The organism is Leifsonia sp. NPDC056665 (assembly GCF_042791795.1).
Lineage (GTDB): Bacteria > Actinomycetota > Actinomycetes > Actinomycetales > Microbacteriaceae > Leifsonia.
Genome location: NZ_JBHTXK010000006.1, coordinates 85,546 through 104,630, shown reverse-complemented (window position 1 = coordinate 104,630; position 19,085 = coordinate 85,546). Strand labels below are relative to the sequence as shown.

The following is a 19,085-nucleotide window of genomic DNA, read 5'->3' as shown; positions in this document are numbered from 1 at the left end:
GGTATCGGCGGTCTCCGCCTCGTCATCGCCTCACTCCATGGGATTGCGCTGCGACTCCACTGGTCTGTGTCCGTAGAACGACAACTCAACCGACGAGACAATTCATCAATACGCAGATCGGAACTGAAGTACGAGCGTGGTTCCGTCCGGGCCAACCGAGACCAGCTCGCTCGAGCTTTCTTCTCCCGCAACACGCTCAGCTTCCGCACGATCGCGGCGCCGAGGTATGACTTCTGCCTGACCGCGAAGCAATGCCTCCAACGGGGCTTCGGCGAGCATCTCGTTGAGCTCGTTAGGGACGCCGATCGTAACATCCACCAGCCCTCCGAAAAGAGGCACTGTGGTTTGTACGCCGACTATGTCGCCGCTGTCGGTGGGGACGCGGATCGGGGGTTGAAGGTTCGCAGGCTCTGCACGCGATCGACCCCAGCGCATGTAACCGGCGCGGTTCCCCGTAACGGCCGATTGAGTCGCCAAACTTGCCTGAATCCCGGCAACAGCCAAGCGTTCGACGGCATTGTCCTCGTGCCCCAGGCTGCCCGCGGCAAGCCGGACAGCTGGCCCCTTGCCCAAATTCTCGAACGTCGGCATTTGCAGGACGTTGATGGAAACCGAGCCTCTATCTAGGACCGCTCCGGTGGCGAGCCCGGGAATCGCGGTGCCTGCAACTTTCATTGAGTCCAATTGCCACCATGCGTTGCCGAGTTGGTCGCAGCTGACTCGGTAGGCGCGCGACCCTTTCGATTCCAATGCCGTGAGGTAGATCAACGTTGGATCTGTGGGGCTTGAAGTCATTTGCAGGTAATCGGGTCGCCGCCTCGAGTCGTAGCTGATCTCAGCCGCTATTCCTGGAACGGTATCGATGAGGTTATCGACATCGACCGTCCTAGTGAGGGAATTGGGTCGCAACTGGGAAATCCAGCGGACGCCTGCGTCTATGGAAAACCCGATGCCCAGTTCTTCGCTGAAGACCCGGCGTTGATTCGCGCGGACCAAGCTCGTTTGCCTAGCCAAATCGAGAACTGGCGGACTGTTGGGGATTTGATATGCGCTATCGAACGCGCCGAGGTACTTCAGAACCGCCCACCTGCGGAACAGATGGTACGGATCGTCGAGCAATTGGAGTGGCGTCGACTGGGCAATGTAGTTCAGGATGGTAATCGGCTGTAGCAGCTGAGGTCCATCTAGCCCAGTCACGGACGTCAGGCGGCTCGCTGGTTCGAAGTATCGAACGTCGAACTCCAGTACACCGGAGCTGGTGTACTTCACAATGTGGTCCGACAGCAAGCGACGACTTACGTTCTGTAGCCACATGGGTGAATCCTCTCGCGATGCGACACTTGGGTTAGCCAATCAACATAGGCCTGAACTTGAACCACAGATACTGACGGGGGTTATGCCAGCGAATCCCGCCCGTTCCGCCCGCGTCTCCATCTCCTAGCCTGGCGTCCTGACGCGACCGCCGAATCCTCCGAGTATTGCTGATCATCGAACGCTGCCAGCCAGACCACGGCGCACACCTTGCGCTCGTGGCGTCGAACAGCGACGAACAAGATCGGAAGCACTACCAAAGCACTTACAACGCCCAGAAGTATCGATGTGGCCGCCATTTCCATCCAGGGCCCCTCGCCAAGGCGAATGGGTTTCGCCGGCACGACCAAGAGGCCAAAGAACGCAATCGCGAGGCCGGCAATTGTTAACTGGATCGCCGTCGGGTCGTCAGCTATTCGACGACGCAGCTCGCTGCGGACAAGCAGGCGCGTCTCCGACGATTCGGCATGAAAGGCAGTGATTCGCTCAAGTGATACCTCAGCGGTCGAATGAATGTGAGGACGGACTTGGTCGGGCAGCTTGGACACGCGTCGAACTATATGGCGCACCCGGGACAATCCGCTAAAGGCAGCGTCCCCCAACCGGCCTCGGACAATTCCCCGGGGCTTTCGGGGATGACTTCATCTTCGGAGCTCGAGTGCTCCTCGTAATGGCCTGTTATGTGGGGGACACGGTCCGCTGGTCCGATCACATGAGGCCAGGGACCTTTGTCATCTCCGGCCGGGACCTGGTCACGCAGCAGCAGTGCGGAGCCGCGCTCCGTCGTTTCCTTTTGGCTGCGGGAGACCTCAAGTCCGGCGACCTCACCAAGGAGCGAACCGAGGCGGTGTGGTGCCATTCGGCGTTCGACGTCATCGAGATCTGAAGATCACGGACTCGGTGCGAAACCCAACCTGAATTTCGTAGGGTGGGTGGGGATCCCTCCACAGCAAGCGCTCGGTGGGTCTGTCAGCTGCGATTGGCCCATTGGTTTCCCTAAGGGTCCGGCTGGTCGATATCCGTGTAGTCCGAGACGCTGATGGAGTCCAGCGACTTTTCGTAGACATTGAGATCGACCGCGAGCGCAGTCCCGGTGGCCTGCAACCGCCGGAACAGCCGCATGGCGAACGAAATCAGTTGAACGCCCGGCTCGCAAAAAGTAAGGCCCGGAGTAAGCAGCTCACTCTTTGTCGAATCGGGCACATTATCGAATGCGAGGTCATTGAGGGCCAGCCCGAGATCCAGGTGACGATCCCCCGTGTGCTTCGTGATGTTCTTGCGGCCCGCCTCAGACGCAAGTCCTTCCTTCCATTTCGCGCGAAGGGCGACGATGCCTCCGATTATCGGTCGGTCTCGTGGCTTTGGGCCCGGCTGTATCCCATAAATGTCGACGATGGATGCGGACGTGCGGTGGAGGGTCCGCACACTTTCGATCTTCTGGGCTGCGTACTTGAGGTGGCTCGCATTGATCTCCTGCTTAACTTCCAACGCTGCGTACACGCTTTCGACCGGGACATACCGGTTACCTGCGGCCTCGAACCAGAGAGGCGAGTACTGGCGATCGTAGATGGCAAGATCAATCTGTTCGCTTCGCCCACCCTTTGCGTCAAGCGCGAAGATCGGCCCTACTTCATACCGGCCCGGCAGAAACGCCTTGAGCATTCTGCCCCAGTTTGCTTCCGATGCGTCACCGAGCGCAGTTGGGTGAGTCGTGAACTCAAGTGGAATTTCCAGTTCCGCCGACATCGCCTTCTGACGCTGCATAAAGGCGCGTTTCAAGTCGAACTTTGCGTTGGATCTCTTGCTCATTCGGCAATCCTCCCAAGTGCGATGGGTTTCTGCGTCTCGATGATGATCTCGTGGTTCTGTCGGCCAGACCAGACGACGTGGGCAACGCTCGAACTGCCCTCCGTTGCGAGGACGACGAACGCTAGTGGCGCCTGTGTGGCCGCGGCGCTGGAGCGGAATGTCTCGAAGTCTCGCCCGCTCGGGGCTTCGAGCGCCGGGTGCGTATGCCATGCGCCGACGTAACCCTCCAGCGGGTTCGCTGCGGTTCTCAGATAGCCCTTCAGAGCCGATGTGGCCTTCTTGGAATCGATCTCGAAGCGATTCCTCCTCGGGTTCGGCGTACCCAATTGGAGCCATGCGCAAACGACGACGGTCTCCCCGTCCCTCCAGCCGATCAGCAGGCCGCCGGTTTCATTGGGAAGAGCATCCATTGCTACGCCCGCAAGTTGTTTGAGTAGATCGACCGCGAACTCCACTTTGACATGGTGACCCCGGTCGGTCATGGCTCGCGCATTTCAGACCTAGCGTTCGCTTCGTCGTCGGTCAGGAGGGCAGTTGCGATTCGGCAGGCCATGCCGGCGATCTCCATCACTGCAAATGGGGGCGTAGGCGATACAGGGTCGCCGCATCCTGATTCGACGCCGTCTGGAGCGATAGGCGCCATCTCTTGTGGGGCAAGTCGCTCGCCGCTTGCCGGTGGCAGGATCTCGACAACCTTCGAGCGGCCGGCGTTCGCCAAGTAGACGGAGAGAATCGGCTTGCCTGCAACCCTGCCAGCTTCGGTCAGAAGTTGTGTGACCACTTCGTTGGCCGTCGCATCGATCACCAGGTCCGACGCTTCGACTAGCCTCCCGGCGAAACTCAGTGATTCGACACCGCCCGCGAGTGGTTCAGCGAGATCCCCCAGGGTCGCCGCCATAGCCTCCGCTTTCGGTCTCCCCACGAAGGATTCCCTCGCCGCGTGGCGAACGAGGTTGCCCGGTCGAAGCCGATCCCCGTCAACTAGGACGAGAGCCCGAACTCCTGATCTACGAAGCCCGTCGGCTACGAACGAGCCGATCGCGCCGACACCTACGATGGTGACGACCTTTTGATTGAGCTCAGCGCTCTGATAGCCAGCTCGAAGGGCCCTCGTTTCCGGGCTGCGTGACGCACAGCTCACCGACCTGAGCTGCAGCTCCGGGCTTGCACCACCAGGCAGCGGAACGAGGCCGAGCACGCCTGAGTGACCCCCGCGGGTATATCGAATGAGAAGCAGGTCCGCCCGCCGCTCACGAAGCTCCGCTTCGACTCTGTCGGAGTCAGCAATGAGTTCTGAGAGCTGCGCCCAGGAACGAGGCGGTGTTTTCACTTCGCCGATATCGACCGACAACCCGTACAGGTGCTTGTGACTTTTCGGACGGCGGTGCGGGGGCGCGGCGGCTCCCGACTGCACGAGAGTATTGGGTGCAAGGCGATCGAACCTTACCCAATTGGTTCCGCCTTGGTGCAGCTCATCATGAATGACGAGCGAGAAGCGAGCGTTCGGCGCCCAGTACCGTTCGAGATCGAGGTCCGGTATCTCATCCGCCCAGCCTGATTCGTCGTTCTCGAGCCACCCCCGTACTTTGTCGAGCAGCGCTCCGTGAGCAAACCAAGGGAAGGCTCCTGGGCTCGACTGCGAATACAGACAGAGCGAACCGTCGGATTCCTGATGCCATGACAACGGCTTTTCATCGAGGAGAAAGACCTTCGGGGCGCGCACTGGGTACATCTGACCGAAGTCAATCCTGACCCGCCACGCATTCCCTGAGGCGACAACTTCGCCGTCCCAAGCGGCTTCATCAACCTGTGCGAAGCCGTGCGCCTCGAGCTCGTAGATGAGATCGTCGTGCGCAGAGCGGAAGAACTCATCGACCTCGGTCATGCGAATTTCTGGTTTCCCCCAGGCACAGTGCGGTCACCGGCCACGAGCCGTGATTTGGTGGTGCCGTCCGCATTGCAGTCGGCAGGAAGCGGATAGACGGTCTCGCCGTCCGAGTTCTTGCCGAGAAGCCGATGGAACGTCGCCTCAGCAGCGCATCGAGGAGCGGTGCGCGCACGCTCTGCTTGCGCGGCAGCCGTCCGGAAGGCTTCCGCCGCGAGCGCCCACTCTTCGTCTGTCGCCCTGAACGCTAAGTAATTGCCCGGTCGCGTCGGATCCGGGAGTTCGGCCCCCTCTAGGACCTTCTCGTCCGTGATCTGTGACACGCCTTGGAGGGCGCTGACGAAGAAATCGCGCATGGTATTGCCATGCACGAGTCCCCGCTCGCAGGCACGATAAAGAGCCACTTCCGCGAACAACCCGCCAGGGTGGTCGCCTATCAGCGTTCGGCGAGTCTGTCTGATGAGCTTCACTGCAGGGACGTAGAGGTCACCCATCGCAGTATTCATCGTCGAGGAGAGCTCGGTGAGGCCCTCCGGGTTGGTTTCCTGCCATCCCGCACTCGGATCGCTCCTGTCGGGGATCTCCCAGTAGGCGCCGGCAGCACGAGCGGGGACCGCGTCGACATGGAGCCCGTCCCACGTCTCGGCTTCAACACTCATGGAACGGGCTTGCCGCGTGACGAAGTCTTCGCCGTACGCAGAGACCAGTACGCGATAGAACTCATCAAGGGCTTTTGCTCCCGAGACGTCGTCGGGAATACCCTCGAGTCGACAGAACACGTCGACGTCCTTGATCCGGCGGATCGAAACCCTTCGCTTGTATGACCCAATGAGCACCGAGTTGATGCCCCAGCTGGCGAGCAACCGATCGGATTCGAGGACCTTTCGAACCTCGAGATGCGCGCGGCTCGCGGCGGATTTATCGATCTCCTGAGGTTCAACCGCACTTGCTGCAGCTTCGAATCCGGTGGCCATTCACCCTCCCTTGTAGGCTGATCCGAAGAATACGGCAACACACTGACATCGGGTCCACTCCAACACCGAGCAATGCCCCACGTCGCGTGTCGCGGACTATGCGGGCCTTGCGCCATCGCGCTTTTGCGTCGGTTCGCTTGTGAACAGGTGGGCCCCAAGTTCCAATTGTCTTGCCATGAAGACCAGGTTGCTGTCGTAGCTGACAACTGTCGCGCTTCGCGCGAATGACTGGATGCCCAGTGCTTGATCAATGATTTCGGCGTCCGCAGACGGAAGGCGGGTGTGCTCGAGATCATCGAGGATGAGCATCTGTTGCAGCGCTGGAACCGCTCCTTTAAGGGGGTCCAGCGACGCTTCGCGGAGCAAGACCCTCGATGCGTCACTCGTGAAAGTCGCGTTGATGTGATTCAGTGCACGCTGCGCAAGAGAACGGCGCGAGTACGTCTTTCCGCCGACGTTGGTCATGTCACCCGAAGCCGTCTTTAGCGAGTCGAGTTCGTCAATCACAACTGAAAGAGTCACGAGACCGATCGACTCGTGGGGACGCCGTCCGATTATGGCCGGCCAGTCGAGGTCGGCGATCGTCGTCGCGTGCCGCATAAAGACATTCGTATCTACCACTACGGCGTGCAACTGTTCTGGAAATGCCGCTTCCGCCCATTGAACGTTCCATGTGCTCTTTGAGCGTTGTAGCGCCGCGATCGTTGATTCGAACTGGCGAATCCGATCATTCAACTCGAGCTGAATGAACGACGAAAGAGCTGGTCCGTATGAATCGGGTGCGATCGACTGAATGGTCCAATAACGCCGAGTTTGAATGAGCATCTCAATCTGAACGGGACCATACGCATTCGCAAGACGGCGCTCCTGGTTTACAGCCCACTCAAGGTATTTTGCGAACAGATCGCGAAATGTATACCCGGCACCGATTACGTTGTTGGCCTCGCGCTTAGCCTCACCGAGCGCGGCAAGCGCGCTATCTACCGTTGCACCAGGCTTCAAGCGGATCATGAGGCAAGCTTCTCATTGGTGGCCGACGTTGCGTCCAAAGCAGTGGCCAACAACTGGCGCTGTCTCTCCACGGGACTACCTCAGCGCATCAAGATTGCCCCGAGTCAGCCTGAGTGCGCTGATCATCCAGCAGCTCCGACTCGATTCGCTATGGCAATGAAGATGGGGAGCCCCCGGTAGCTGCTGACGCAGGCTTCCGGTCACGTCCTATTTCAATGGCGCTTGCGCGGTCACTACCTTCAGTAAAGCCGTCAGTTGCCCGTCGGTGACTTCGCCAAGGGCGCGGTTCGCGAGCAGGACATGTGCAATTGTTCTTGCAGCGTCGATATCCGTTGGTTCGATTGTTCGTTGTTTGCCGTGGAGGAGCCGGTTTCGTGTTGCGTAGAGACGTCCGATCGCGACGGTGACATCAGGTCGTTGGAGCCCCAAGACTGCGGCGACGACGTCTTTCAACGGCGCGATGTTTGAGTTCTCGCCGAGTTCGAGCGCTTCTATCGCGAGCCAGTAGGAAACGAATCTCATTACTGGGTCGGCTTGCGATTCTGCTTCCCAACACCATCGGGATGCGATGCGTACGCGGAGCGTTTCTGCTTCGTCGCGTTCTACGTGTGCTGTGAAGATGCGCTGCAAGCCTTCAACTGCTTCGACGGCCGGCCGGTAGCGCATGTCTGCTTGCGATTCGAGCCGGATATCGCGACCGCCGAGTTGTCGGTTCCAGTGCCAGTCGTCGAACACCTCGCCGACCTCTTCGGTCAGCTTAGGGCCGAGTAGTCGGTCCCCGAATGTGAACTCCAGCATCATTCGAAGTGGAGCAATTGAAGCTCTGCCGGATGCGATCGCGTCAGAGTAAGACTGCTTTTCGGTTTTGAACGGGAACACGTATATGACCTCCACGATGTTCGCGGTTGGGAGGTCTTCCTGGTGCGCCTGAACGCTGACCTGCATATTCGGGTGGGGTTGATAGCCGGTCTGCCCGTCACGTTCTAGGATCTCTCCCCATTCCGGGACGATGAAGACCCCGGGTTCCTGGTCAGGCAAGGCGTTGGTAAAAACCGGCTCCCCCCGATTCACCCTTTCGTTGACGAACCTGACCACCAGGTTCGGGAAGGTTATCTGCACTGCAGGGAAGGTGAGCTCACGGATGGTCTTCCAGACGATCCGGTAGCTGGACTTCCCTTCGCCTCCCGGATGGAAATCGTCAGCGAGCTGCCACGCCTCGAATGCCATGCGGTGCGGTGTCGCTACTTCGTTCTCCCAGGCGGCGATGAACTCGTCCAGCCCGTGCAGGTCAGATGCGAGGACCGGCCTGGACTTTCCTTCGGCGTCGGTAATTGTGGCGCGCTGGTCGTACTCCGGAGGGCGTTTGGCCACAAAGGCTCCCTTTGCTATCGAGGTCGTGTCGTAATGCGCCGATCCTTACAGAAGACCAGCTTGTACTTCGTAGCACCATGCTCGCCCCCTAGTACGCCGCAGGCCCGGCTGAAACGGAGATGAGCGAGGTTCGGCCCGGGCTCACCACTGACGAATTGGGCGCGCTGGTACGTCCTTCGAAGCTCTACGAATACGCTACTCGTCTACTATTTTGGCGTGCCTGCGTCTCTGCACGGTTAGCACACGGTCACCGGGATCAGGGACCTCGTCGATGACCGCGAGCTCGACAATCCGGTTCTGGAACCGGCGGCCCCGGCGCCGGCCTGGTGGTCGAAGTCGTGGACCCGCGAGAGCGTATCGATGCCAGGTGCGCGGCGTGAAGGTCCGCCTTTGACGCCCTTTGCGCCGAGCCAAAATGACAACGCCGAAACTGTGCCAACTTCGATTGGACCGATCTGGGCAGCTACCGGCTCCGCGCGCCTTTCGATACCGGTGCCATGTACGAGCCAATGGGCCATTTATCGGAGTTCGTCACACTTTTCTCGTTCTAAGTGGGCATGGGCAGCGCGTTCAGAACGATTCAGGTCAGGACCTCGGCCCCGAGGGCGCCCGGGAGATCGAGCAGCCGGAAGACGCCGTCGATGGTGGCGACCGCCGTCCACGGCAGCCAGGAGCGGTTGAGCCCCCGTCCGCGGTTGGTGGAGAACCCCCAGTGCTCCTGTTGCCATCCCGGTCCGGCGAGGTCGAAGGTCCGCCCGGGTACGGCCAGCATCGCTTTGCTGCCGTGGTGCACGAGACGCGCCACGTCGATCCAGTGCCGCTCTCCGGTGAGATCGCCGAGCAGGGCGAAGGCGGCCGCGTTCACCTGCAAGAATCCGTCGGACATGGTGACACCGCTCGTGATGAGTTGCATCCCGGTCGTCGGACGGCCACGCTTCCAGTGCGTGGAGGCGTCGTCGCCGTCGACCGCCATCGGGATGTCCCACAAGTGGATCCACGTCTCGGCAACGATCGCGGCCTCACGCGCACGCTCCAGCCAGTCTGGGGAGCCCGTCGCGAGGTGGGTGGCCAGATAGGCCTCGAGCGCCATGGTCGACGCCTCCTTGTCGACGACGTCCGGATTGTCCAGTGTCGCGCCGGCCGACGTGCCGCTCGAGCCGGCGTCGCGCCACGACGCCTCGGCGGCCGCGAGGGCGGCGGAGAAGAACCGCGCGTCGTCGAATGCGGCCGCGACCTCGAGCAGGAAGCGCACCGCCAGCGCGGACGAGGTGGTCGAGTCCTGAAGCACGCCTCCGTCGAGTCCCCACGCGCGCGGAAAGTGACCGTCGGGACGCTGCTGCGTGAGCAGCCACTCTGCGCCGGCCTGCGCCCACGCGGGCCACGCCAGATGCTCGTCGCCGCGCGCCGCCTCGATCCGGTACCCGCGCAGGGCGGCCGACCACCCTTCCGCTATCGCGCGGAGGAAGACCGCGGGGCGTCCGTCGAGGGTTCGGTACGTGGTCACCGAACCGGTGTCAAGGTCGAAGCCCTCTCCTCCGGCCGGGTTGGCGGGGAGGGCTGCGAACGCGTCCAGGATGGCAGTTCCGAGCGAGCGATACCGTGCTGGGTCGGCGCCGATCCCCCGGGCCGCGGCCTGCAGCAGCGCGGCACCCGCATCGGTGTTCGCCCCGACGAACCCCATCACGGCGGCGCTGGATCCGGGAAGGGGGCGCCCGATGGTGGGATCCGACTCGAGAGCAACCCCAGCAACGCCCGAGCGCTGCTGCACCTGGCTGGCCAGCACGTCGACCGTCGCGGCGAGGTAGTCCTCCACTGCCACTGGCTCGATGCGTGGCCGCAGTTCGTCCCACATCCACTGCGTGAGCTCGCTGTGGAGTTCGAAGACCGTCGCAGCGTGTCCCGCGCGAAACTCGACGGTGTACGTCTGGACGAGGCCGTCGGTCAGCGGGTGGTACCGTTCGCGCGGCCGGTGGAGCTGCCTCAACGGAAGGCCGCCCGACTCGTAGGTGTACTCGCCCTCGGTGCCCGGATACCAGAACCCCAGTTCAACGCCGTCGTCATCGCCCGCGGACGACGCCCCCAGCGAGCCGAACCGCAGGCGCGCATCCACCAGCCGGTCGCCCTGAACATCGGCGCCGTCGGCGGCGATGGTGCCGCCGGTCGGGTCGAGGTGGGCGACGGCCACCCAGCGTCCGTCGTCCTCGCGGAGCGCGAAGACCGGCGCCGCGGCGCGGTCCTCCCGCACCATCAGCGTGCGCAGCCCCCCGGCCCGCAGAGTCGGCGAGCCGAGCGCGAGCGCGGGAACCGGCGCGGCGTTGCCGTAAATCACCCCGGGCAGGAAAGGCGCCGCCGCTTTCAAGGAGCAGGCGAGCGGCAACGCGACGGCCGACTGGAACGCACCGTCGCGGTCGCCGACCACAGACAGTTCTCGCGCGACGCGGACGCCTCGGCTCCCGGCGGTCCACGTGTCTCGGACCCGTATGCGGCATCCCGGCCCGGCGTCGAGCTCCGCCGTTCCCACCAGCGCGTTGCCGGCCGGCTCTGTCGCGTCGTAGGGCGCACGCAACTCGCTGCCGTCCGCGAAGCGGAGGACGACCGGCGCCGCCAGCACGAAACGACGGCCGTCCAGGTCGAGCTCGACACCTCCGGAGCGGTCGCCGAGTCGGGGGAAGGTCATCCCTTGATCCCGGTCGAGGCCAGGCTGGGGACGATGAACCGCTGGAAGATCAGGAACATCACCACGACGGGAATGGTGAGGAGCACGACCCCGGCCATTTGTACGGTCGGCAGGGTGTAGTTCTGCGCCTGGAGGCTGTTCAGGCCGACGGTCAGCATAAACATGTCCTTGTCGTTGGTGAAGGTGACCGGGACGAGGAAACCGTTCCACGTCCAGGTCGCGGACAGGATCGCCTGCGTCGCGATGGCGGTGACCGACAGCGGAACGCCGATCTGCAGGAAGGTGCGGAATCGGCTGGCGCCGTCGATCGCGGCGGCCTCCTCCAACTCCTTCGGCAGGGTGGAGAACGACTGCCGCATGAGGAAGATGAGCAGCGGGTTGGCCAGGAACGGGATGATAAGCGCCTGGAAGGTATTCAGCCAGCCCAGGTCGACCACCTGAAGGTACATCGGGATCAGGTACGCCTGCAGGGGGATCATCAGGATCGCCACGATGGCGAGGAATACGAGCCCTTTGCCGCGGAATCGAAACCGTGCGAGCGCCCATCCGGCGAGGGTGTTGACGATGACGGCGCCGGCGACGACGCACAGGGTCACGATCGCCGTGTTGATGTACCAGCGTGCGATCGGCGCGTGCTGGAAGACGTAGGTGTAGTTATCGAGAGTCCAGCCTCCCGGGCCGACGACACCGGGATACGAGGAGGCCGGAAGCACCGAGACGTAGAGCACGAATAGAAGCGGCACCAGCATGACCAGGCCGAACACGATGAGGAACCCGTACCGCGCAGCGGCAGCGCCGCGTTTACGCGCCTTCCAGTTGGCCATCATGCCTCCTTCGCGCCGATGCGGCGGCTGATCACGCCGGCCACGACTACGACCACCAGCAGCAGCACCGTTGCGGCGCTGGCGATACCGATGTTCGACAGGCGGAAGGCCTGCTGGTAGATGTAGATGACGATCGTGGAGGTCGCTCCCGCCGGGCTGCCCAGCACGGTTCCGCCAGAGATCACGTAGGCCTGATCGAAGACCTGCACCGCCTGGATGACGCCGGCGACCACCACGAAGACCGCGAATGGTCGGATGCCGGGCAGCGTGACGGTCCAGAAGCGGCGGAACACACCGGCGCCGTCCATCTGCGCCGCCTCGTAGAGCTCGGCGGGGACGGTCTCGATGCCGCCGACGAAGATCACGATGTAGAGGCCGACGAACATGTAGACGTAGATGATGACCAGGAACGCGAGCGCCAAGTCCGGGTCGGCGTACCAGGTCGTGTTCGGAAGGCCGAATACAGTCATGAGGCTGGTGATGGGCCCGCTCTTGACGAAGAGCTGCATGAAGATCGTGGTGATCGCGACCGTGGAGGTCATGTAAGGCACGAAGAACGCCGTGCGGAAGACCGCCTTGCCCTTGGTCGCTCCGTGCAAGGTGGAGGCGACCAGCAACGCCAGGATGGTCTGCGCGGGCACTACGCCGAGCACGAAGGTGACGGTGATCCCGACCGACCGGCCGAAAGCGGGGTCAGCGAAGAGCTGGGTGTAGTTGTCGAGCCCGGCGAACTCCCGCTGCGACAGCTCGTACTTGCTGACGTTCTGGAAGCTGAGGATAACCGACTGCACGATAGGTGCCGCGCACCACCAAGCCAGCAGCACCAGGGCGGGAGCGAGCATGAGCCACGCGGTCCGGGATTCGCGGCGGAAGAGGAAGCTGCGCCGGGCCAGGCCCGAATGCGCTGATGCGCCGGAGCGGGCCGTCGGCGGCCGCGTCGCGGCGGCCGTCGAGGTGGTGGGGTTCACGAGGTGTTTCTCCGATCGGACGGGCGGGCGCGCCAGAGACGCGCCCGCCCGGTCTGGGGTCCTACTGACCGTACTTCTTCTGCAGGTCCTGCAGCAGCGACTTCGAACTGGTCGAGCCGCTCGCCATGAGCTGCTGGAATCCGGTGACAAGGTCGTTGCCGAACTCCGTGGTCTTCTTCGGGTAGTCCAATCCCTTGCCGTTGGCGAGCACCTGGTCGGTGAACGCCGCGTAGGCGGGTGTCGCCTTGCGGTATTCGGCGGCGTAGGTCGTCATCGCGGGCACGTAGCCGAGGCCGGTGGTGATGATCGCCTTCTGCGCGCTCTCACCGGTGAGGGAGGCGATGACCTTGGCTGCCGTCTCGGGCGACTTGGTCTTCGCGGAGATGCTGAAGCCGCCGCCGTAGGTCGCGACGACTGTCTTGCCGGTCTCGGTGGTCGGCATGGGCTCCAGCGCGTACGGCGTCTTCGGCGCCGTGCTCGACATGAACCCGATGTACCACGGCCCACCGTCGGACATGGCGGCCTGATCCTTCCCGAACGCCTCACCGTCCCACGTGGCGCCGAGCTGCTTGGCCGTCGCTCCCTCACCCTTCTTGACCAGGCCGAGGAGGAAATCGATGCCCTTCTCGTTCGCCGAGGAGTCGATCGACTTGCCATAGTTCCAGCCACCGCCGAACGCGATGGCGTACTGCGTCAGGTGGAACAGGTTGTCAAGGACGACAACACCGGCCTTGCCGGTCTTGGCTTTGACCGCGGCGGCGTCCTGCCCGAGCTGGTCCATGGAGGTGGGCAGTTCGGTGATGCCTGCGGCCGAGAGAACGGTCTTGTTGTACGCGAAGCCCGAGTTCTGGAGGTACGACGGCACGGAGTAGAGCTTGCCGCCGATCGTCCAGCCCTTGACCAGCGCCTCCGGGTACTTCTTGAGGTCGACACTGGTGTTCTTGATCAGGTCGTCCATCGGCTTGATCGCCCCGCCGTCTGCGAACTGGGCGATCGGGGCGGAGTTGTCCCACAGGATGATGTCCGGTGCGGTCCCCGACGCGAACTGCGTGGGGAGCTGGTTGAGCTGGTCGTCGTAGGTGGGGTATACCTGCGTCTTGATCGTCACGCCGGGGACGTCCTTCTTTGCCTGCGCGATGATCTGGCTCATGTACGTGTCGACGACGCCGCCGCCGGAGTAGCCGACGGTGACGGTCTTGGGTTCGGAGGATGCTCCTCCGGAGCTGCTGCAGCCGCTCAGCGCGAGCGCCGACGCTGCGGCCACCGCGGTGAGCGCGATGACGGTTCGGGTTGATCTTTTCATGGGGGCCTCCTTGCCCTGCTGTGTATAGGAGTGGTGGGTGGTGCGGGGGATGGGTGTGTTCAGGCGAGGGGGAGCCACACGCGCATGCGCGACGGTCCGCGCTCGGCCCAGCGGTGGTACGGGATGAGCTGAAGCTCGGTTTGCCCGGCGGGCTCCGGCCGGTCAACCGTCACCGGGCCATAGGGCCAGGTGTGGTCGGGACGGGTGTCGAGCGCGACGGGAAGCGTGATGGTGTCGGTGCCGCGGACCGGCGCTGCGTCGTGTCCGACACGCACACGCTCCAGCTGCACCGGGTCATCGGCGAGCGTCTCGGCGGCGTAGACCAGCGGACCGGACTCAATGGCAATGGATCCGCGGGTCGCGTCGATCCGGGCGTCCGGGACGGTCACGCGCGGCTCCACCGGCAGGCGCAGTGTGATGCGCGAGCCGGCCCGCAGCGCACCGCTGACCCGGGCGTAGCCGTCCTCGATCATGGTGGTCGCATCAGTCGCATCAACCGTCGCAGAGCCCTGTGCCCACGACGGAACACGGAACGACAGCGTCCACTCATGCTCCGGCGCCTCGTCGACGACCACCTCGACGGTGCCGTCGTAGGGGTATCCGGTCGCGACGGTCACCGCCACGGTCTGGCCTCCGGGTAGAGCGGTCCGGATGCGCGCCGACGCGAACTGGTGCAGCTGCAGGCCGCTCTCGTCGACGGTGGCGACGTACGCTGACAGGCTCGCGATCGTGCGGGCGATGTTGGTCGGGCAGCAGGAGACGGCGAACCAGGAGGCCCGCTGGCTGGATGCTGCTCGCTCGCTCGGGTGGTCGGGATCGGCCTCCACCCCGAGGACCGTACGCTCTAACGGGTTGACGTAGAAGAAGGCGTCGCCGCGGGTGTCGGGGCCGGTGGCGATGACGTTGAAGAGGGTGCGCTCGATGAGGTCGGCGTACTTCGCGTCACCCTCGCTGAGGAGTAGCCGCCAGCTGAGCATGACGGACCCGACGCCGGCGCATGTCTCCGAGTAGGCCCGGTCGCTGGGGAGCTCGAAGTCGTCGCCGAAAGACTCGCCCTCGTGCCGGGAGCCCATGCCGCCGGTGAGGTACGTGCGGCGGGCGACGGTTGTGTCCCACTGGGTCTTCACGGCGTCGAGCAGCCCATCGTCGCCGGATTCGATCGCCACATCCACGGCGCCGGCGGCCAGGTAGAGGGCGCGGACCGCGTGCCCGCGAAGCACCTCGGAGTCGCGCACTGGCACGTCGTCTGAGAAGTAGGCCAGTCCGATCTCGCCGCCGTCGAGGGTTCCGTGGCCGCGCCGGTCGACGAACAGTTTCGCGAGTTCGAGGTACCGCGGCTCTCCGGTGGCCCTGGCCAGTTCGACGAGCGCCGGTTCGATCACCGGGTGGCCGTCGACGGCCTGGCGTCCGTCGGGCCCGAACTCCTTGTACACGTGGTCGGCGACGCGGAGCGCGGCCTCGACGAGCGCGTCGGGGCGGCCGGTGCGCAGGCGGGCGACGGCGGCCTGGATGAGATGGCCAGCACAGTACAGTTCGTGCCCCCACTCCAGGTCGGAGTAGCGGGCGGGCTGCCCGGGCGACCCGAATCGCGTGTTGAGGTAGCCGTCCGGCTGCTGCGCTGCGGCCACGCGGGCGACCAGGGCGTCGTATGTGCGCTCCAGCTCGTCATCGTGGGCGCGGCCCAGCTCCCATGCCATTGCCTCTAGCAGCTTGTAAATCTCCGAGTCGGCGAACTCGCGACCGTCGCGGTCCGGTCCTTCGGCCGCCGCAGTGCGGTCGAAGTTCGCGATCCAACCTAGGCGCTCCATCCAGCGCAGGCAGTGGTCGATCGTGGTCGCCGCGTTGACGGCCTGACGGTCGGCCCAGAATCCATCGGTGATCTCGACTTCCGATGCACCGACCGGCGCCAGCCGGCCCCGCGACGGGATGACGGCCGATACGGCCTCACGCCGCGTCGCTTGTTCGATTGCCACTCTGCACTCACTCGTTCTCTATCAAAGGGTTTCGCGCTCCGCTGCCCATCAAGTCCGCGTTGTTGGGGCAAATCATGCTGGCTGCGAAAGCAGCGCGAAAAGGTTTTCTCTACGATAGAGTGATCTCCGGCACGCCGTCAAGTGAAAGGGGCGACACCGTGAGCATCGAATCGCGAGCGGCCCGGAACCGGGCGGCGACCCTCAGCGACGTGGCCCGCGAGGCCGGCGTCTCGGTGGCGACCGCCTCCAAGGCCCTCAACGGTCGCGACCGCGTCGCACCCGAGACCCGGGACCGTGTCGCCGCCGTCGCGGAGCGCCTGTCATTTTCGCCCAACCAGATGGCCCGCGGTCTGCTCGCGGGCCGCACTGGCACGGTCGGCCTGATCACGGGCGACCTCGAGGGCCGGTTCTCGATCCCGATCATGATGGGGGCGGAGGACGCCTTCGGCGCCGGCAAGACGGCGGTGTTCCTCTGCGACGCCCGCGGCGACTCCATCCGCGAGCAGTACCACCTGCAGGCGCTGCTCTCACGCCGGGTCGACGGCCTCATCATCGTCGGCTCGCGCACCGATCCGCGGACGACCCTCGGTCCGCTTCCGGTCCCGACGGTCTACGTGTACGCGCCCTCCGACGACCCCGACGACACATCGCTGGTCACCGATGACGCGGCGGCCGGCCGCCTCGCGGTGGAGCACCTGCTCGCCTCGGGTAGATCCCGCATCGCGCTGGTCGACGGCGAGGAAGAGTACCAGGCTGCGCGCGACCGCGCCCGCGGAGTCGAGGAGGCTCTCGCCGCCCACGGGCTCTCGCTCGCGGCCCCTCCCCGGTTCGGCCCTTGGGACGAGGCGTGGGGCCGTGGCGCGACGCGCGCTCTCCTCGACCAGGACCCGACGATCGACGCCGTGATCGGCGGCAGCGACCTCGTCGCGCGCGGCGCACTCGACGCGCTGCACGCTATCGGCAAGGACGCCCCCAGCGACGTCGCCGTCATGGGCTTCGACAACTGGAGCGTCGTCACCGAGAACGCCCGCCCGCGGCTGACCAGCATCGACATGGGACTGGAGGAGCTCGGTCGCCTTGCAGCCCATGCCCTGCTCGACGACAGTGCGAACGGATTAGTCGGAGGCGTCCGGTCAGTCGCGCCTCGCGTCATCACGCGTGACTCCACCGTCGCCATGCGGTGACTCTTCTGCTGATGCGCCACCCGGGCGCCGTCACCGGGCGATGCCGGGATCCGCTGCAAGCGATGTGGCAAGAATGCGCGTCACGGGTACCCTCGACCTCATGCGAAATACCGGACTTGACACCTATTGTGGTTTGGCCATCTAACCCCGGCGTTAACACTTGGGCTGTTTTCCCGGTCTGGTCGTTGGGCATGGGCGCACCCTGCCGGGCAACTCGGCTCTCGAGCGCTCGGCGCATCCTCACGGTAGCTCGTGCGCCGCCGCTGCCTGTTCGATCTCGCGCGCCTGCTTGCGGGCCAGCTCCTGCTCGGCGGCGACGTCGATGTGCCGGGTCATCAGCCAGTACGCGCCCGCGGCCACCGGCAGCCCGATGAACAGGGAGATGTCGACACCGCCGAGGCCCTTCGAGACGGGGCCCTCGTAGAAGCCGGCGACGTCGAAGAACGGGATCATGACGACGAACCCGAGCAGGTAGGCGGTGATGCCTGCCCAGCCCCAGCGCTTGTAGATGCCGTTCGGGTCGAAGATCTCGGCGATCGCGTAGTGGCCCTTGCGCACGATGAAGAAGTCCGTCAGGTTCACCGCGGTCCATGGGATGAACAAGTACAGGATCAGCAGCAGGAAGGCGTTGAAGTCTCCGAGGAAGTTCGCGGTCGCGAACAGCGCGAACAGGAGCGAGATCGCAGCGGTCACCACGAGCGTGATGATCCGGATCGCGAGCGTGGGCCGCACCTTAACGAAGCTGTCGATCGACGAGATGAGCGTGAGCGACCCGCCGTACATGTTCAGCGCGGTCACCGAGATCAGCCCCAGCGCCGCAACGATGAGCGCGATGACGCCGAACCCGGGGAACAACAGGTCCGCCACATGCTTGAGGTCCTCGACCGTGTTGGTCCCGATGTCCTTGGCCGACACCGCGATCCAGGAGCCCAGGAACATGACCCAGATGCCGCCGAGGGCGCTGCCCCAGAAGGTCCACTGGAAGGTGCTGTTGGTGGGGGTCGTCGGCGGCAGGTAGCGGGAGTAGTCGGACACGTAGATCGCCCACGAGATCTGGTAACCGGCGGCCACACCGAGCTGGCCGAAGAAGGCCACCGCGTTGAAGTGCGACAGGTCGAACTGCGAGGGCGGGATGTGGATGTTCACGATTGCCGAGATCGTGAGGAGGATCAGCATGGCGACCGTGATGTACATGAGGTAGCGCTCGAAAGTGTGGATGAGGTCGTATCCCACGAGGGCAATGACGACGGCGACGATGGTGACCACCCAGATCCAGAGGGGGTTGCTGGACTGTTCCTTGCTGATCGCGCCGCCGACGGCCTCCCCCGCGAGCACGGAGTTGAAGATGTTGAATCCGGCGTATTGGATGTAGGCGAACAGCCACACGAGCAGCGCGCCGACGTACCCGAACTGCGGGCGCGACTGGATCATCTGCGGGAGGCCCAGCTGCGGGCCCTGCGAGGAGTGCGCGGCCATGAAGAACGTGCCGATGAGGATGCCCAGCACGATCGCGATGAAGGACCAGATCAGGTTCCCGCCGCTCGTGATGCTGATGAGGCCGGTGGCGAGGGTCGCGATCTGCGCGTTGCTCATGAACCACAGCGGCCCGATGTGCGAGACCTTGCCGTGGCGCTCGCTCAGCGGGACATAGTCGATCGAGCGGACCTCCAGCCCGCGTGACGGGGTGGCTGCTGAGGTGCTCATCGGTGCTCCTTCGCTCGGACGGCAGTGGCGCGGCGGCCATCGCCGCGACATCGCGATCGTAAACCCGCGGCGCCCTCAGCGGTTCCCGACC

The 19,085-nt window shown here is 64.2% G+C and carries 16 protein-coding genes; 2 read left to right on the top strand and 14 right to left on the bottom strand.

All coding sequences use genetic code 11. The annotated features are described in order from the left end of the window. Window positions 1-105: 105 nt before the first annotated feature. The gene (locus ACFQ9V_RS08580; protein ID WP_382458748.1) at window positions 106-1,314 is read right to left on the bottom strand and encodes a hypothetical protein; all 1,209 of its coding nucleotides are present in this window, start codon (window positions 1,312-1,314) and stop codon (window positions 106-108) included. A gap of 80 nt (window positions 1,315-1,394) precedes the next feature. Further along, entirely contained in the window at window positions 1,395-1,859 is a 465-nt protein-coding gene (locus tag ACFQ9V_RS08575; RefSeq protein WP_382458747.1) for a hypothetical protein, read from the bottom strand. A gap of 164 nt (window positions 1,860-2,023) precedes the next feature. On the opposite strand from ACFQ9V_RS08575, the gene ACFQ9V_RS08570 reads away from it, so the two are divergent. After that, window positions 2,024-2,197: a hypothetical protein gene (locus ACFQ9V_RS08570; protein ID WP_382458746.1), complete on the top strand. Its 174-nt coding sequence runs from the start codon at window positions 2,024-2,026 to the stop codon at window positions 2,195-2,197. A gap of 110 nt (window positions 2,198-2,307) precedes the next feature. Here the strand turns inward: ACFQ9V_RS08570 and ACFQ9V_RS08565 are convergent, their stop codons facing one another. The 11 genes from ACFQ9V_RS08565 to ACFQ9V_RS08515 form a co-directional block, all read right to left on the bottom strand. Beyond that, window positions 2,308-3,120 (bottom strand): DUF6602 domain-containing protein, encoded by an 813-nt coding sequence (locus ACFQ9V_RS08565; RefSeq protein ID WP_382458745.1) that lies wholly within the window; start codon window positions 3,118-3,120, stop codon window positions 2,308-2,310. Then, window positions 3,117-3,575, bottom strand: a complete 459-nt coding sequence (locus tag ACFQ9V_RS08560; protein ID WP_382458744.1) for a Mov34/MPN/PAD-1 family protein — start codon at window positions 3,573-3,575, stop codon at window positions 3,117-3,119. The genes ACFQ9V_RS08565 and ACFQ9V_RS08560 overlap by 4 nt, the downstream gene beginning before the upstream one ends. Before the next feature lie 23 nt (window positions 3,576-3,598). After that, window positions 3,599-5,005, bottom strand: a complete 1,407-nt coding sequence (locus tag ACFQ9V_RS08555; protein ID WP_382458743.1) for a ThiF family adenylyltransferase — start codon at window positions 5,003-5,005, stop codon at window positions 3,599-3,601. Further along, window positions 5,002-5,979 carry a nucleotidyltransferase gene (locus ACFQ9V_RS08550; RefSeq protein WP_382458742.1) on the bottom strand — a complete coding sequence of 326 codons (978 nt, stop codon included), beginning with the start codon at window positions 5,977-5,979 and terminating at the stop codon, window positions 5,002-5,004. The genes ACFQ9V_RS08555 and ACFQ9V_RS08550 overlap by 4 nt, the downstream gene beginning before the upstream one ends. Window positions 5,980-6,075: 96 nt before the next feature. Further along, entirely contained in the window at window positions 6,076-6,990 is a 915-nt protein-coding gene (locus ACFQ9V_RS08545) for a PIN domain-containing protein (RefSeq protein WP_382458741.1), read from the bottom strand. A 207-nt stretch (window positions 6,991-7,197) separates the two neighbouring features. After that, window positions 7,198-8,361 carry a hypothetical protein gene (locus tag ACFQ9V_RS08540; RefSeq protein WP_382458740.1) on the bottom strand — a complete coding sequence of 388 codons (1,164 nt, stop codon included), beginning with the start codon at window positions 8,359-8,361 and terminating at the stop codon, window positions 7,198-7,200. A gap of 580 nt (window positions 8,362-8,941) precedes the next feature. Next, window positions 8,942-11,038, bottom strand: a complete 2,097-nt coding sequence (locus ACFQ9V_RS08535; protein WP_382458739.1) for a hypothetical protein — start codon at window positions 11,036-11,038, stop codon at window positions 8,942-8,944. After that, window positions 11,035-11,862, bottom strand: coding sequence for a carbohydrate ABC transporter permease (locus tag ACFQ9V_RS08530; RefSeq protein WP_382458738.1), 828 nt, complete (start codon window positions 11,860-11,862; stop codon window positions 11,035-11,037). The genes ACFQ9V_RS08535 and ACFQ9V_RS08530 overlap by 4 nt, the downstream gene beginning before the upstream one ends. Beyond that, window positions 11,862-12,830, bottom strand: a complete 969-nt coding sequence (locus ACFQ9V_RS08525; RefSeq protein ID WP_382458737.1) for a carbohydrate ABC transporter permease — start codon at window positions 12,828-12,830, stop codon at window positions 11,862-11,864. The genes ACFQ9V_RS08530 and ACFQ9V_RS08525 overlap by 1 nt, the downstream gene beginning before the upstream one ends. A 61-nt stretch (window positions 12,831-12,891) precedes the next feature. Next, entirely contained in the window at window positions 12,892-14,133 is a 1,242-nt protein-coding gene (locus ACFQ9V_RS08520) for an ABC transporter substrate-binding protein (RefSeq protein ID WP_382458736.1), read from the bottom strand. A gap of 59 nt (window positions 14,134-14,192) precedes the next feature. Next, window positions 14,193-16,106, bottom strand: a complete 1,914-nt coding sequence (locus ACFQ9V_RS08515; RefSeq protein WP_382458735.1) for a glycoside hydrolase family 127 protein — start codon at window positions 16,104-16,106, stop codon at window positions 14,193-14,195. Window positions 16,107-16,264: 158 nt separating this feature from the next. Between ACFQ9V_RS08515 and ACFQ9V_RS08510 the strand changes: the two genes are divergently transcribed. Further along, on the top strand, window positions 16,265-17,290 hold the full coding sequence (locus ACFQ9V_RS08510) for a LacI family DNA-binding transcriptional regulator (protein ID WP_382458734.1): 1,026 nt from the start codon (window positions 16,265-16,267) through the stop codon (window positions 17,288-17,290). A gap of 240 nt (window positions 17,291-17,530) precedes the next feature. Here the strand turns inward: ACFQ9V_RS08510 and ACFQ9V_RS08505 are convergent, their stop codons facing one another. Continuing rightward, window positions 17,531-18,994 carry a purine-cytosine permease family protein gene (locus ACFQ9V_RS08505; RefSeq protein WP_382458733.1) on the bottom strand — a complete coding sequence of 488 codons (1,464 nt, stop codon included), beginning with the start codon at window positions 18,992-18,994 and terminating at the stop codon, window positions 17,531-17,533. Between the last annotated feature and the right edge of the window lie 91 nt (window positions 18,995-19,085).

Bases quoted from the DNA above. Each gene is read 5' to 3' on its own strand.
- ACFQ9V_RS08565 (WP_382458745.1), bottom strand. From the start codon at position 3,120: ATGAGCAAGAGATCCAACGCAAAGTTCGACTTGAAACGCGCCTTTATG.
- ACFQ9V_RS08505 (WP_382458733.1), bottom strand. From the start codon at position 18,994: ATGAGCACCTCAGCAGCCACCCCGTCACGCGGGCTGGAGGTCCGCTCG.
- ACFQ9V_RS08545 (WP_382458741.1), bottom strand. From the start codon at position 6,990: ATGATCCGCTTGAAGCCTGGTGCAACGGTAGATAGCGCGCTTGCCGCG.
- ACFQ9V_RS08520 (WP_382458736.1), bottom strand. From the start codon at position 14,133: ATGAAAAGATCAACCCGAACCGTCATCGCGCTCACCGCGGTGGCCGCA.
- ACFQ9V_RS08530 (WP_382458738.1), bottom strand. From the start codon at position 11,862: ATGGCCAACTGGAAGGCGCGTAAACGCGGCGCTGCCGCTGCGCGGTAC.
- ACFQ9V_RS08550 (WP_382458742.1), bottom strand. From the start codon at position 5,979: ATGGCCACCGGATTCGAAGCTGCAGCAAGTGCGGTTGAACCTCAGGAG.
- ACFQ9V_RS08555 (WP_382458743.1), bottom strand. From the start codon at position 5,005: ATGACCGAGGTCGATGAGTTCTTCCGCTCTGCGCACGACGATCTCATC.
- ACFQ9V_RS08570 (WP_382458746.1), top strand. From the start codon at position 2,024: ATGAGGCCAGGGACCTTTGTCATCTCCGGCCGGGACCTGGTCACGCAG.
- ACFQ9V_RS08535 (WP_382458739.1), bottom strand. From the start codon at position 11,038: ATGACCTTCCCCCGACTCGGCGACCGCTCCGGAGGTGTCGAGCTCGAC.
- ACFQ9V_RS08580 (WP_382458748.1), bottom strand. From the start codon at position 1,314: ATGTGGCTACAGAACGTAAGTCGTCGCTTGCTGTCGGACCACATTGTG.